The 14,111-nt window shown below is 44.3% G+C and carries 14 protein-coding genes and 1 tRNA gene; 10 read left to right on the top strand and 5 right to left on the bottom strand.

The genetic code is table 11. The features are described from left to right. Positions 1–17: 17 nt before the first annotated feature. The 10 genes from infC (at position 18) to ACMXYX_RS12045 (ending at position 7,922) form a co-directional block, all read left to right on the top strand. Positions 18–563 carry a translation initiation factor IF-3 gene (gene infC, locus ACMXYX_RS12090; protein WP_415898247.1) on the top strand — a complete coding sequence of 182 codons (546 nt, stop codon included), beginning with the start codon at positions 18–20 and terminating at the stop codon, positions 561–563. Between the two features lie 104 nt (positions 564–667). Then, the gene (gene rpmI, locus ACMXYX_RS12085) at positions 668–862 is read left to right on the top strand and encodes a 50S ribosomal protein L35 (RefSeq protein ID WP_007022505.1); all 195 of its coding nucleotides are present in this window, start codon (positions 668–670) and stop codon (positions 860–862) included. Positions 863–900: 38 nt separating this feature from the next. Beyond that, positions 901–1,257, top strand: coding sequence for a 50S ribosomal protein L20 (gene rplT, locus ACMXYX_RS12080; RefSeq protein ID WP_415881844.1), 357 nt, complete (start codon positions 901–903; stop codon positions 1,255–1,257). Positions 1,258–1,420: 163 nt separating this feature from the next. Continuing rightward, positions 1,421–2,404 carry a phenylalanine--tRNA ligase subunit alpha gene (pheS, locus tag ACMXYX_RS12075; RefSeq protein ID WP_415896631.1) on the top strand — a complete coding sequence of 328 codons (984 nt, stop codon included), beginning with the start codon at positions 1,421–1,423 and terminating at the stop codon, positions 2,402–2,404. A 49-nt stretch (positions 2,405–2,453) separates the two neighbouring features. After that, positions 2,454–4,850 carry a phenylalanine--tRNA ligase subunit beta gene (gene pheT, locus ACMXYX_RS12070; RefSeq protein WP_415896630.1) on the top strand — a complete coding sequence of 799 codons (2,397 nt, stop codon included), beginning with the start codon at positions 2,454–2,456 and terminating at the stop codon, positions 4,848–4,850. Positions 4,851–4,870: 20 nt separating this feature from the next. After that, positions 4,871–5,176 carry an integration host factor subunit alpha gene (gene ihfA / locus ACMXYX_RS12065; RefSeq protein ID WP_415881841.1) on the top strand — a complete coding sequence of 102 codons (306 nt, stop codon included), beginning with the start codon at positions 4,871–4,873 and terminating at the stop codon, positions 5,174–5,176. Then, positions 5,154–5,507 (top strand): MerR family transcriptional regulator, encoded by a 354-nt coding sequence (locus tag ACMXYX_RS12060; protein WP_415881840.1) that lies wholly within the window; start codon positions 5,154–5,156, stop codon positions 5,505–5,507. Before ihfA ends, ACMXYX_RS12060 begins: the two co-directional genes overlap by 23 nt. 161 nt (positions 5,508–5,668) lie before the next feature. Beyond that, positions 5,669–6,898: an FIST signal transduction protein gene (locus ACMXYX_RS12055; RefSeq protein WP_415881839.1), complete on the top strand. Its 1,230-nt coding sequence runs from the start codon at positions 5,669–5,671 to the stop codon at positions 6,896–6,898. Positions 6,899–6,977: 79 nt separating this feature from the next. Next, positions 6,978–7,054 (top strand) — tRNA-Pro (locus ACMXYX_RS12050). A 241-nt stretch (positions 7,055–7,295) separates the two neighbouring features. Continuing rightward, on the top strand, positions 7,296–7,922 hold the full coding sequence (locus tag ACMXYX_RS12045; protein ID WP_415896629.1) for a class I SAM-dependent methyltransferase: 627 nt from the start codon (positions 7,296–7,298) through the stop codon (positions 7,920–7,922). 113 nt (positions 7,923–8,035) lie between these two features. Here the strand turns inward: ACMXYX_RS12045 and ACMXYX_RS12040 are convergent, their stop codons facing one another. The 5 genes from ACMXYX_RS12040 to ACMXYX_RS12020 all read right to left on the bottom strand — a co-directional run bounded on the left by ACMXYX_RS12040 (position 8,036) and on the right by ACMXYX_RS12020 (position 14,111). After that, positions 8,036–9,415, bottom strand: coding sequence for a glycosyltransferase (locus tag ACMXYX_RS12040; RefSeq protein ID WP_415896628.1), 1,380 nt, complete (start codon positions 9,413–9,415; stop codon positions 8,036–8,038). Positions 9,416–9,633: 218 nt separating this feature from the next. Next, a complete protein-coding gene (locus ACMXYX_RS12035) occupies positions 9,634–10,956 on the bottom strand; it encodes a Na+/H+ antiporter family protein (RefSeq protein WP_415881836.1) in 1,323 nt (440 codons plus the stop codon). 262 nt (positions 10,957–11,218) lie between these two features. Further along, on the bottom strand, positions 11,219–11,956 hold the full coding sequence (locus tag ACMXYX_RS12030; RefSeq protein ID WP_415896627.1) for a MipA/OmpV family protein: 738 nt from the start codon (positions 11,954–11,956) through the stop codon (positions 11,219–11,221). A 236-nt stretch (positions 11,957–12,192) separates the two neighbouring features. After that, positions 12,193–13,578 (bottom strand): TRAP transporter large permease, encoded by a 1,386-nt coding sequence (locus ACMXYX_RS12025; RefSeq protein ID WP_415881834.1) that lies wholly within the window; start codon positions 13,576–13,578, stop codon positions 12,193–12,195. Next, on the bottom strand, positions 13,578–14,111 hold the full coding sequence (locus tag ACMXYX_RS12020; protein ID WP_415896626.1) for a TRAP transporter small permease subunit: 534 nt from the start codon (positions 14,109–14,111) through the stop codon (positions 13,578–13,580). The genes ACMXYX_RS12025 and ACMXYX_RS12020 overlap by 1 nt, the downstream gene beginning before the upstream one ends.

Here is a 14,111-nt window from a genome sequence, read left to right as displayed (position 1 = left end):
AGTCAGGAGATAAGACTATCAGGCGTGATAATAGAAGGGGCGCTCGCAGAGAAGAGCCCATGATCAATGAGAATCTACTGAAAGTAGCTAAACAGTGCAGACTTATTGGTCCAGACGGAACACAGATTGGCATCGTACCGGTAAATGACGCTCTTGTGGCAGCACAAGAAGCGGGACTTGATCTGGTGAAAATTTCTGAAGCTGATCCCATCGTTTGTAAAGTGATGGATTATGGCAAGCATCTTTACGAGCTGAAAAAGCAAAAGAATGAAGCCAAGAAAAAGCAGCATCAGGTCCAGATCAAGGAAGTGAAATTCCGTCCTAATACGGAAGAAGGGGATTATCAGGTCAAGCTACGCAACCTGATACGTTTCCTTGAAGCAGGAGATAAAGCCAAGATAACTTTGCGTTATCGTGGTCGTGAGATGGCCCACCAGGAACTGGGTATGCAGTTACTCCAACGAATCGAGAAAGATTTGGAAGAGTTAGCAACTGTAGAACAGCGTCCTAAGATGGAAGGCCGTCAACTGGTTATGGTCTTAGCTCCGAAGAAGAAAAAGTAACTCGTTACTTTCCTTAACCCGTGACTGACTTGTAAAAGTTGGCTACGGGTTTTGTCGTTTGTTTCGGGCGAAAAAAAATTAACGAATGCGTGGAGATTTTAGTAATGCCTAAGATGAAATCCAATAGTGGTGCGGCTAAGCGTTTTAAGAAAACCGCTAACGGCTTCAAACACAAGCAGTCTTTCACTAGTCACATTCTGACTAAGAAATCTACTAAGCGTAAGCGTCAGCTTCGCCCTATGCTGCAGGTACACGCTGCAGACAAGGCGTTGGTTCGTCGCATGTTGCCTTATATTTAATCGATTTTTTAGCTAACAGAATTTAGAGGAAGAAAGACATGGCTCGCGTAAAACGTGGTGTTGTTGCTCGTCGTCGTCACAAGAAAGTCCTGAAAAAAGCAAAAGGTTATTACGGTGCTCGTAGCCGTGTATTCCGCGTTGCTAAACAGGCGGTAATCAAAGCTGGTCAATATGCATACCGTGACCGTCGTCAGCGTAAGCGTCAGTTCCGCGCATTGTGGATTGCACGTATCAACGCTGGTGCTCGTATCAACGGTTTGTCTTACAGCCGTTTCATTGCTGGTCTGAAAAAGGCTAACATCGAGATCGACCGTAAGGTTCTAGCTGATCTTGCTGTTCACGAAGCTGGCGCATTTGCTGCAATCGTAGAGAAAGCTAAAGCTTCTCTAGCGTAAGCTAGCACCCAGTGTCGTGTAAGCGACTACTTTGAAATAGGGGAAGGGTGCGAACTCTTCCCCTATTTTTTCGGTTATTTTGCCCAGTTTTCTGCGGAACATTTGGCAAAGTAACTGATTACTAACCAATTACCGTATTTATCCTTCTATTCGGAGCCGGATAATGGAAAACATTCAAAGCCTTTTGGCAGCAGGTACTGAAGCTGTCGCTACGGCAACTACTACTCAGCAGTTGGACGATGTTCGCGTTCAATACTTGGGTAAAAAAGGTGAACTTACTGCACTTCTTAAAGGCTTAGGCAAGCTATCTGCAGAAGAACGCCCACAAGCTGGTGCTAAGATCAACGAAGCTAAACAAGCTCTGCAAGAAGTTATTAATGAGCGTAAAGCTGCACTAGAAGCAGCGGCTCTAGAAAGCAAGCTTGCTGCTGAAACAATTGATGTAACTTTACCGGGACGTGGTCAAGCACTAGGTGGTTTACACCCTGTGACGAAAACCATGGAACGAATTGAAGAGTTTTTCGGTGGTATCGGCTATACGGTAGAAGAAGGTCCAGAAATCGAAGATGATTACCACAACTTCGAAGCGCTAAATATCCCTTCACATCATCCGGCTCGTGCTATGCACGACACATTCTATTTCAATGCGAATACACTTCTACGTACGCACACTTCAGGTGTTCAGGTACGTACAATGGAATCGCAAGAACCACCACTGCGTATTATCTGCCCAGGCCGTGTATATCGTTGTGACTACGATCAAACGCACTCTCCGATGTTCCATCAGGTAGAGGGCTTGATTGTTGATAAAGATATCAGCTTTGCTGACCTAAAAGGCACACTAGAACAGTTCCTACGTGAATTCTTCGAAGAAGATGTTCGCGTTCGTTTCCGTCCGTCTTACTTCCCGTTCACAGAGCCTTCAATCGAAGTTGATATCGATCGTGGTGATGGTAAATGGTTGGAAGTACTAGGTTGCGGGATGGTGCATCCTAAAGTATTTGAAGCTTCAGGTATCGACCCTGAAGAGTACACCGGCTTTGCTTTCGGTATGGGTGTAGAGCGTTTGGCTATGTTGCGTTACGGCGTAAATGACCTGCGTCTATTCTTTGAAAACGACCTGCGTTTCCTGAATCAGTTCAACTGATCAAGACAACGTTTTAAGCGGTTATTAACAGGATTTTCGGGAAAGCAAAATGAAATTCAGTGAAAAGTGGTTACGCGAGTTGGTTAACCCTGCAATCAGTACGCAGGAGCTAGTTGATCAAGTCACAATGGCAGGTCTGGAAGTAGACGAAGTTGAAGCAGCAGCTAAAGATTTTACTGGTGTTATCGTAGGTGAAATCCTAACGGCTGAGCAGCACCCAAATGCAGATAAGCTTCAGGTTTGCACAGTCACTAATGGTAGTGAAGTTGCACAGGTTGTGTGTGGTGCACCTAATGCGCGTGCCGGTTTAAAAACAGCATTCGCTACTGTGGGTGCGGTACTACCGACTCCAGATGGCAAAGAGTTTAAGATTAAAAAAGCTAAACTACGTCAGGTAGAGTCTTTTGGCATGCTATGTGCGGAAGATGAGCTAGGTATTTCAGATGATCACGACGGCATCATGGAGCTTCCAGCGGATGCGCCTGTAGGTACTTGTATTCGTGAATACCTAAATCTAGATGATAAAGTTATCGATGTAGATCTAACGCCTAACCGTGGTGACTGTCTAAGTATTTCTGGTTTAGCACGTGAAGTGGGTGTGCTAAATAAAGCGCCAGTTACTTTTGTTGCTGACAATGCAGTTGAAGCCACTATCGATGCGACTTTCCCAGTAGAGTTAAAAGATGCAGCTGACTGCCCACGTTATGTTGGCAGAGTTATTCGTGGTATCAATCCACAAGCAGAAACACCATTGTGGATGAAACAGAAGCTTGAGCGCTCTGGTGTACGTAGCATCGATCCAGTTGTAGATGTAACGAACTATATCCTTCTTGAGCTTGGTCAGCCAATGCACGCTTTCGATCTGGATAAACTATCCGGTGGTATTGTTGTTCGCCGTGCGGAGCAGGGTGAAAAGCTAACGCTTTTAGACGGTGAAGAAGTTGAGCTTAATGCTGATACGTTGGCAATTACCGACGCTAATGGCCCTGTTGCTATGGCTGGTATTATGGGTGGTGAGCCGACCAGCGTAACTTCTGAAACGCAAAATATTTTCCTAGAAAGCGCATTCTTTAACCCTATCTCTATTGCGGGTCGTGCGCGTTCTTATGGTTTGCATACAGATTCTTCTCACCGTTTTGAACGTGGTGTAGATTGGCAGTTGCAAAATCAGGCAATTAATCGCGCTACAGAGCTTCTACTTGAGATTGTTGGTGGTGAAGCTGGTCCAGCTGTTGAAACTGTTAATCAAGATGAGTTACCTGCTGCACGTCAGGTATTCCTACGTCATAGCAAAGTCAATGCGATGCTGGCGTTTGAAATGCCAGCTGACGAGATTGAAGAGATCTTAACGCGTCTTGGTTTGGTTGTAGAGAAGACTTCTACGGAAGGTGAGTGGCACGTTTCTGTTCCATCTTATCGCTTTGATATCGCAATTGAAGTGGATCTGATCGAAGAATTAGCGCGTGTATACGGCTACAACAACCTACCTGTACGTACGCCAACAGCGTCTATGCCAATCAAGGCAAACGATGAAACTAAAGTAACGATCCAGAATGTGCGTCGTGCGTTGATCGCACGTGGCTATCAGGAAGCGATTACTTACAGTTTTATTGAAGCTGGCCTACAAAAGCAGTTCGATGACCAATTCGAAGGTATAGCACTGGCTAACCCAATCTCTGCTGAAATGGCAGTGATGCGTACGACTATCTGGCCAGGTCTAGTAAAAGTGTTGCAGTACAACCAGAACCGTCAGCAAGCGCGTGTTCGCTTATTTGAAAGCGGCCAGCGTTTCCTACCAACTTCTGGTGATGAGATCATTCAGGAAAACGTAGTGGCTGGTTTGCTAGCAGGTGCGCGAGATCCTGAAGGTTGGAATGCGGGTAAAGATCAAGTTGATTTCTTTGATATCAAAGGTGATCTAGAAAGCCTACTTTCCTTAGGTGGAGCTGAAGATGAGTTTTCGTTTGTAGCTGATCGTCATGTTGCTTTGCACCCAGGTCAGACTGCGCGTATTGAACGTAATGGCGAAAAAGTTGGTTACATTGGTGCATTGCATCCTAACTTGGTTAAAGAGTTGGGTCTGAATGGTGCTGTTTATCTTTTCGAGATTAACCAAGCTACTTTGACTCAAGGCAAACTGCCTCGTTACCAAGAAATTTCTAAATTCCCAGAGTCTCGTCGTGATCTAGCACTTATTGTAGATGAAGGCGTAGCTTTCGATTCAGTACGTCAATTGGCTGAAAAAGAAGCGGGTGAATTCGTTAAAGAAGTAACGCTTTTTGACGTTTACCAAGGCCAAGGTATTGAAAAAGGTAGAAAAAGTCTTGCTGTGGGCTTGACGTGGCAGCATCCTTCGCGCACTCTTAATGATGAAGAAATAAACAGCGCCACAAGTGCGGTTATTTCTGCACTAGCCAGTGAGTTTGGTGCCTCATTGCGAGAATAAGCAGCGAAAGGTGATTTATCATGGGCTCGTTAACAAAAGCTGAAATGGCGGAACGCCTGAACGAAGAGCTAGGATTAAATAAACGTGAAGCCAAAGAGATGGTGGAATCGTTCTTTGATGAAATCCGGGCATGTCTGGCTGCTAACGAGCAGGTAAAATTGTCCGGCTTCGGTAACTTTGACCTCCGCGATAAGCGTCAAAGACCGGGCCGGAATCCTAAAACTGGGGAAGAAGTGCCTATCTCGGCTCGCCGTGTTGTAACTTTCCGCCCAGGTCAGAAACTGAAGGACCGTGTCGAAACCTATGCTGGAGACACCCCAGAGTAACGATCCCAACCCGATCCCGGGTAAACGTTATTTTACGATTGGCGAAGTTGCTAAGCTTTGTGACCTCAAGGCGCATGTATTGCGTTATTGGGAGAAAGAGTTTTCGCAAATCTCGCCTGTAAAACGAAACAATCGCCGTTATTACCAACGACAGGATGTTTTGTTGATCCGTCAGATCAAAAGCTTGTTGCACGATCAAGGTTACACCCTAAGTGGTGCTAAACAGTATCTTGCGGGTGACAATAATGAAGATGATCAAAGCCAATACAAGCAATTGCTTCGACAAACTATCTCCGAATTAGAAGATCTATTGGAATCTATTAAGCGCTAGTGTTCTCTTAGTGCTTAATTTCTACCTCTCTATTAAACGCCCGTTTTACTTATATAGTTTATTTCTACTTAAACTTTGGCACTGTTTCGTACCTTAGCTGTTGGCTGTGATCTACCGCTTGATTAGGATCTATTAATGGTGAACATGCAAGGAATGTCAAAATGGCGATTTTAAGAGTAGGTCTAGGGCATGCTGAAGATGCTGCAGAGGCTGCGAGTCAGGCAATGGAGTCCACACCTAAACCAGATTTGGTGATCTGCTTTGTTAGTTTCTCTTTGGATATTGAGAAAGTTTACAGTGACATTAGGTCAGTTGTAGGAGATGTTGTTCCCATTGTAGGCGGTAGTTCTTGGGGAGAAATTTCTAGCCTTAAGCAAGGGCCGCAGGAGTCAAGCGTTGTTGTAATGACGCTACAGAGCGCTTATTTCAGCGTCGGTTTAGGCGTCGGTCAAAACTTATCAAAGCAACCTGAACAAGCTGCAAAAGAGGCTATTCGCGAAGCTTATTCAAACTTACTCTCAAACCCCGCTGTCATGTCTTTAATGGCCATTGCCTTAGACAGTAAAGGGGCAAAAGAAGTCTCTAGAATAAAGCCCTGCATTAATATGGTTTTACCTGATGGCACTTCTGCCCAAGAAGAAGCTTTTTTACGCAGTCTCATTTTAGAAACAGGGACGGTCTCCCAAGTCATTGGTGGTTCAACAGCTACAGATTTCTCAGATACTAAAAGTTATCAAATCAGCAATGGTGTTTATCAAGACTCTGCGGTTGTTGCGAGCTTTAGCAGTGGCTTAAAAATTGGTACCGCTATGGGTCATCCTTATGTGGCAGCTAATAAAGGCGCTGTAGTAACTCAAGCTAAAGGGCGGACTGTGCAGATGCTCAATGGTAAGCCTGCCACAGAAGTACTTCAGAAACTGTTGGGTGGAGAAGAACTGACCCCGGAGCTGTTTATTCAAAATCCTTTTGGCATTAAGTCATCCGATGTTTTCGCTGAATATACTATTAAGAGTGCTCAGCAGGTTCATGATGATGGTGGTGTTAGTTTTTATGCAGAAATTCCGAAGGGCGCATTCCTGCGTGAAATGAAAACGGATGCTGAGATTGCGAAAGAGCGTTTCAAGGAGACGTTGCAGAAGGCGATCATCGATGCCGGTAGCCCCAAGAAGATCGGCGCAGTAATTATTTTTAACTGTATCTTACGTCATCTATTAAAAGCACGTTTAGATGTGGATGATATCTGCTTGGTTCAAGAAGTTTGTGGTGAGGATGTGCCTGTGATTGGTTTTAATACGTTTGGCGAGCAAGGGGCGACGCAGGGTGGTTCAATCGGTCACTATAACCAGACGGCTACCATCATGGTGATAGGCGAAGAGGTTATCACTCAATAAACGCAAAAAATCTTTCCAGATTCAGAGTGTTCAGTTAAGATAACCGCCACTTGAAAGTGTTCATTTTCAAGATCTTAGTCGGGATGTAGCGCAGCTTGGTAGCGCACCTGCATGGGGTGCAGGGGGTCGTAGGTTCAAATCCTATCATCCCGACCATTTCTTAATAATACTATGATTTTTTTTAAGCTAGTCGCTATGAGGTATTGGCGTTTGATGGTGTGTGCCACAAGCTTAACGTTTTCGGCATCCTGTCTGTGCTGAACAAGCCAATCTTGTTATGTCTGGTTCATTTGATTTTGCATTGATTCATTTGATGCGGGCTAAGATAGAGTGCTGAGTAAGTTAATGTCATTATTTTAAAAGACAATTTTAAAAAATCATTTGTGTGAATTTCTATATGGGCAATCGCTATAGTAAAGAAAGTTTAAGCGAAATCGAACGTGTGACTCTAGGGCATTATGAATCGAATGCAGCGTCTTTTTGGCAAGGTACACGTGATCATGATGTTAGCCAGAATATTGATGCTTTATTAGGTGCATTACCGCAACGAAAAGGGCTGGAAATTTTAGATTTCGGTTGTGGGCCTGGCCGCGATCTTCTTTCTTTTAAAGCCTTAGGTCATTTTCCTACTGGGCTCGATGGAAGTCAGACTTTCTGTGAGATGGCCCGATTACATAGTGGTTGCCCTGTGCTGAATCAGTCGTTTTGTCATCTCGATTTAGGGGAAGAGTGCTTTGATGGAATTTTTGCTAATGCTTCTATGTTCCACGTCCCCAGTCAGATGCTCGGTGAGGTTTTGTCTAAATGCTATATTGCGTTGAAACCAAATGGGATCTTATTTACTTCAAACCCAAGAGGAGCGGCGGAAGGGTGGAATGGTGAGCGTTTTGGTCACTATATGGAGTTAGAGGTGACTGCTCAATATCTAGAGGATGCAGGTTTTCGTATTCTTGATCATTATTATCGCCCAGAAGGTTTACCTTGTGCGCAACAGCCTTGGTTGGCAATTGTTAGTCAGCGTTGAGGTTGTCGGTTTTTGTTAATTCTTTTCTTTATTTGAGAGTCTTATTTAAAACAGCCGTGAACGATGGCCAATTCAGAATCAATTAAATGAGTCGAATGAGTAGAGTGTTTCCGTTATAGCATCGGCTTATCAGGCTCAGTAGGTGATGGGTTCGCTAATCCTGTTCTACTCCATGATTGCCATTGAAGGCCTTCTTTGCGTTTTAGTCGCTTTAAGCTTCTGAGGAGTGCTTGGAACTCGATCGCATCGACGACATACCAGATTAGCCAAGCGATGGGAGCGTAATAGAGCATCCGCATATGGAAACGTGGCTGGGAATCATACGAAGTCTGGAAACTAACAAGCGCCGAGATTAGTAATATACAAAGACTTAGGGTGATATAGTCACCGGTGTAAATAATGTAGGTGAAAAATAGGGTTAGCAAGGGAAGCTCTAGTAATAATAGAAACTCGGCATAAAGCGCAGTTGGTAACAGTAACCAGGACAGATAATAGTTATTGGTTTTCGAACTATTAAAAAAAAGTTGACGATGTTTGATAAAGGTTTGAAAGCGCCCGTACTTCCAGCGTAAACGTTGATTGCAAAGGCTCTTTAGATCCGAAGGGCCTTCTGTATAAATGATGGCATCAGGTGCGTAACGGCAGTGATAACCCATGCCTAGAATACGGGTAGATATTTCAATGTCTTCAGTAATGATACTGTGATCAAATCCACCTGCCTCAATAAGTACGGATCGGCGATATGCTGCAGCGGCTCCGCCAATAATGTAAACCGCATTGAAAACAGAATCAGCTCTTTTCATAAAGAAGCCACAGAGATATTCGAGTTGTTGGATAATCCCGAGCCCAGCATGGCCATTACCGATGGCTACGTTACCTGCAACAGCAGCTACCTTGTTGGATGAAAATTTCTTCACTATGTTCTGAATAGCCTTGGGGTGCATTAGGCTGTCAGCGTCGATAGTGAGGACAATCTCTCCTTTCGCGTGCTTTAGTGCATGATTTAGCGCTTTGGCTTTGCCCCCGTTCTCTAGTGCAAAGTAACGTAGTTTTATTGTGTTGTTGGGATTGAACTGTGCAATGAATTCACTCAGGAGCTGGTGGGTTTTATCAGTTGATCCATCATTGATGACGATCACTTCATAATTGTTATAGTCGGCAGCTAACGCAGATCGTAGAGTATGCATAATACCAACCTCTTCATTCCATGCTGGAATTAATACACTCACCGAAGGTTCTTGGCCTAAAGCCGGTTTGTCTCGAAAGAAATCAATGACTCCTGAGAGGGGGGCTGCGATCAGTTGGATCAAGAACTTTATGATAATTGGGATGAGTACAAGCGTTAATACTAGGCGATAGTTGGCTAAAAAGTCAGTTTCTTGGTTTGCCTGGATGGTCTGTGTATAGGCAAGGCATAGAATAAAGCCGGTTATGCTGTACGCGATGACTGTATTGATAATCGATCGAGAAGAAATTCGGCCTTTCTGCAACATGCTAATATCTCGAAACCCCGAAGGGCGTTTTAAAAATTTGGCGCGGATTATGCTCCTAGTTGTTCGACTAATAAAGTAATTTTAATAGATCCTTAGTCTTAGTCCTTAGGTCTTGTTCTTGTCTTTGTCTTTGCTAAAGAGTGGATATAGATCGAAGCTGTGCTATCGGTGGCAGGGTACAGGCCTTGCATAAGCTAAGGCCTGCCTGTTCTGTGCTTTTATAACGTTACTGCTGCAAACCAACCAAAGGCGAGTAGAGGTAAGTTGTAGTGCAAGAATGTCGGTACAACCGTATCCCAGATATGGTTGTGTTGCCCATCGACGTTTAAGCCTGATGTTGGGCCTAGGGTCGAGTCAGACGCAGGGGAGCCCGCATCACCTAAAGCTGCAGCTGTGCCGACTAGAGCAACGATAGCTAAAGGGCTAAAGCCTAACTGAATAGCTAATGGTACGTAGATAGCTGCAATAATTGGGATTGTTGAGAACGATGAGCCTATGCCCATAGTGATCAATAAACCCACCAATAACATCAAGAAGGCCGCTATCGGTTGATTTTGGCCAATAACGTCAACTGAGCTTGTCACTAGCGCTGCGATATCACCGGTTTCTTTAAGCACCTCAGCAAAACCTGACGCGGCAATCATGATAAAGCCAATGGTTGCCATCATTTTCATGCCATCAGTCAATACGCCGTCAGATTCTTTCCAGCGGATCACGCCAGTAACGGTAAATAGAATAAAGCCAAGCATGGCCCCCATGATCATGGAGTTGGTTACCAGCTGTGTTACGAAGGCTACACCGATTGCTAACAGAGCAACGACAATACTCTTAGAATTAAAGTCATTAACGTTGTTTTCGACAGCTTTGATCTTTGACTGATCATATCGACGTTTCCCGCGATAACTGATGAAAACTGCGATCAATAGTCCACACAACATGCCTGCAGCAGGTATGCTCATCGCTTGCATCACAGAGATGCCTGTTGTATCGAGTCCGCCTTGACCGATATGTTTAAGTAGAATTTCGTTAAGGAATATTCCTCCGAAGCCTACCGGTAAAAGCATATAAGGGGTTACTAGGCCAAAGGTCAGTACGCAGGCAATTAAACGTCGATCCAATTTCAGTTTGCTCATCGCTAGAAGCAAAGGTGGTATTAAAAGTGGGATGAACGCAATATGGATCGGGATTAAGTTTTGTGACGAAATGGCTACCGCTAAGATGATTAGGAGTAGCAGTGTTTTGATCTTGTTGACGCGTGCTGGTGTAGGATCTTGCCCAATCACTGTTATTGCTTTATTCGCTAACAAGTGTGGTAGGCCTGATTGTGCAATTGCGACTGCAAAGCCACCAAGCAATGCATAGCTTAAGGCAACGCTTGCGCCGCCGCCAATCCCAGCATTAAAAGCATTGATTGTAGCATCTAGACTCAATCCTCCTGACAAGCCGCCGACAAGCGCGCCAATCAAAAGAGCAATAACCACATGGGTTCTAAAAAGGCTCAGTACCAACATGGTTAGCACTGCAATAATCACTGCGTTCATAGTTAAGCCTAGGGCTCCACATTTTAAAAAAAGGGCGCACCATGGGGGAAGAGCGTAGGGGAGTCAATATGTAAAATTCAAAACAGGTTTAGCGGCTAAAATTACTTTTTTCTCGTGCTATTAGCCTAGTTTTTTTACGAAATTCAGGGCGAAATACTACAGATAAAAGGGATTGGTAATGGGTAGTTGAAATATAGAGTTGAGGTCACGGCAATATAAAAGTGGCCTGTTATTTATCTGCCGTAACCTCCAACTAGATCGACTAGAAACGGAAAGTGTAAGCTGCTTTTACTTCAGGGCTGTTGCTGCGATCAACAATAGGGCTATCCTCTACCTCACTGCCCCAACCATTAACGCCGATACCCATCTGGATAGTTTGCTGCTTATCCACTACATAAAAAGCATCCACACCTGCTCGGTAGCTCATACTGCTATCTGCTTTGTACACAGCTCGTTGTGCGGTTGCTTCGTTCGACTTTACGCCGTAGTAATAATTGTTCAGGTCATCACTTCGCCAGCTTAGTTCCATTGAGGGTTTAACCATCCACTTGGCATTAAGCTGATAAGGTTTAGTCCAGCCTACAGATAGTTCATGTCCTTCGTGAGTATTTGAGATATCTGTCAAAAAAGAGGCTGACAGGATACCGTAGTGTGTGTCGAGCGTTGCACTGATACCTGCTTCGAGTGCGCCATCACGTTCTACCATGCCATTTAGGGCAAATGAATCATCAGCTTCATAGCCTTCGAAACGGTATTGGCCCAATAGATTGACTTGGAATTTACTATTACCGTAAAGGCTGTATTGGGCTTTGTTGCCTACTAACAAAAAGTTGCCTTTTTGTGCGTACAGAGTTGGAAATACAAAGGTTTCAGTGCCTACACCTTGATAAGCACTTTCGTGACTTTTAATCCCAGCACCGATACCGAAGATCCATTCTTCATCAGCTGCTGCGTTGAAGCTTAATAAAACGCCTGTAACTATCGCTATTTGTGATTTCAATTTACCTATCTCCTATAAAGGATCTTCCTGAGTGAGTAATCAGTTACTCAATCTAAGCGAAGGGGAGTGCTTTGAAAGAATTAACCTGTACTAACTAGCTTGAGGTTAAGGATGCCAGCATCGGTATAACCTCAAAATTAGGGATTACAGATAGGCGAGTAGGTGTTTATCCATATTGTAAAAACAAAAACTCCTCATAAAGAGGAGTTTTGTAGGTATCTGATATCTAAATTTTATTAGCCATAAGCAAAGGCGGGTAGCCAGGTTACCAATTGAGGCCAGAAGACGAGCATCACTAGTGCAGCTAATTGCAGTAGGATGAAAGGAATCACGCCACGGTAAATTTGAGTAAGTTTTACCTCTGGCGGGCAAACACCTTTTAAGTAGAACAATGCAAACCCTACCGGTGGGGTGAGGAATGATGTTTGTAAGGCCATTGCAACGAGCATGACGAACCAAACCAATTCTGGGTTATCCACTACGCCATAGCCGTTGATATCTAATCCTAGTGCTGAAATAACTGGCGCTAATAGAGGCAAAATAATCAGCGTGATTTCAATCCAATCGAGGAAGAATCCCAGCAGGAATATAATCAACAGAATAAACGCGACAATGCCGTAATCCCCAAAAGGTAAGCCGGTTAGGAAACTTTCGATCAGTTCATCACCGCCCAACTCTCTTAATACCAGAGCGAAACAGGTAGCACCGATAAAGATGGCAAAGATATAAGCCGTAGTGTTGTAAGTGCCGTGTAAAACTTCCTTTAATACTTTGAAGTTATATTTGCGATTGTATATTGCAAGTAGCGTAGCACCAAAGGCACCTACACCTGAGGCCTCTGTCGGCGTTGCTATACCAGCGAATATGGAACCTAAAACAACGAAGATAAGTAGTACTGTTGGGGTGATTGCTTTTAATACCTTGATTACCGTCTTCATGGTAACAGGCTGGACGTCCTGAGGAACTGGGGCCGCTTCAGGGTTAATAAAGCCTGTGATCAGGATGTAGGCGATATACAAACCGCCCAAAATCAGGCCAGGGAATACCGCACCCATAAACAGATCGCCTACAGACAAACCTAATTGGTCGGCCATGATCACCAGCATAATACTTGGCGGTATTAAAATACCTAAAGTACCAGCACTGGCGATTGTGCCTAACGCAAGCGGTAGTGAGTAACCCTGTTTTTGCATCGACGGTAGTGACATCATAGCGAGTAGAACTACTGACGCACCGATAATGCCAGTGGAGGCCGCAAGGATAATACCGATCACTGTAACAGTGATAGCCAAGCCGCCGCGGACTTTGCCAAACAGTTCCTGTAGGGATTCCATCAGCTGCTCTGCTACACCGGATTTGTCTAGCATATTGCCCATGAAAATGAACATCGGCAGGGCGACCAGAATCCAGTTATCCATAATCTTAAACAGACGGTTAACTACAAGCCCTAAGGTGGTGAAGTCTAATCCAGTTAAAGTGCCTAAGTAGATATCAGATAAGTAGCCTACTAGGGCAAAAATAACGCCAATACCACCCAGTACGTAGGCAACGGGGATACCGGTAAAAAGTAGTGCGATGAATGATAGGAACATCGCAATGACAAGAATCTCATTGATTTCCATCAGTGCTTACCTCGTAACAAAAAGCAGATATCTCGAATAAATCGTGACACACAAGCTAGGAATAAAAGGCCAAAACTAGCAGGTATGACTGCTTTAATGAGCCAGCGGTATGGAAGTCCAGAAGGGGCGTCGGAATGCTCATTGATGATCCATGCGGAATGAACAAATTCGAGACTGTGGAAAAATACGACGGCAATAAAAGGGAAGACCAGAAATAGCATGCCCAAAATTTCGACCCATGCTTTGGTACGCAACCGGAATTTTCCGTAGAGGAGATCAACGCGGATATGGGCGTTATTGACCTGCGCATAAGCTAAACCAAACATAACGCCGACAGCGTATAGATGCCATTGAAGCTCTTCTAAAGCGATTAAACCACTAGCAAAACCTTTACGCAGAACCACCTGGGTGATGATCACCAGCACTAATACGACATATACCGATGCGATAAGCATCCCAGTCCTACGTATGAACAGATCGATTGCATCAGCAAATGCAACCTGCTCTTGATGAGAGGAAGACAGATTATTCAC

The organism is Neptuniibacter sp. QD72_48, from assembly GCF_047778065.1.
Classification (GTDB): domain Bacteria; phylum Pseudomonadota; class Gammaproteobacteria; order Pseudomonadales; family Balneatricaceae; genus Neptuniibacter.
Note: the sequence above shows the minus strand (reverse complement) of the source record. Positions and strands in the feature narration are given on the sequence as shown.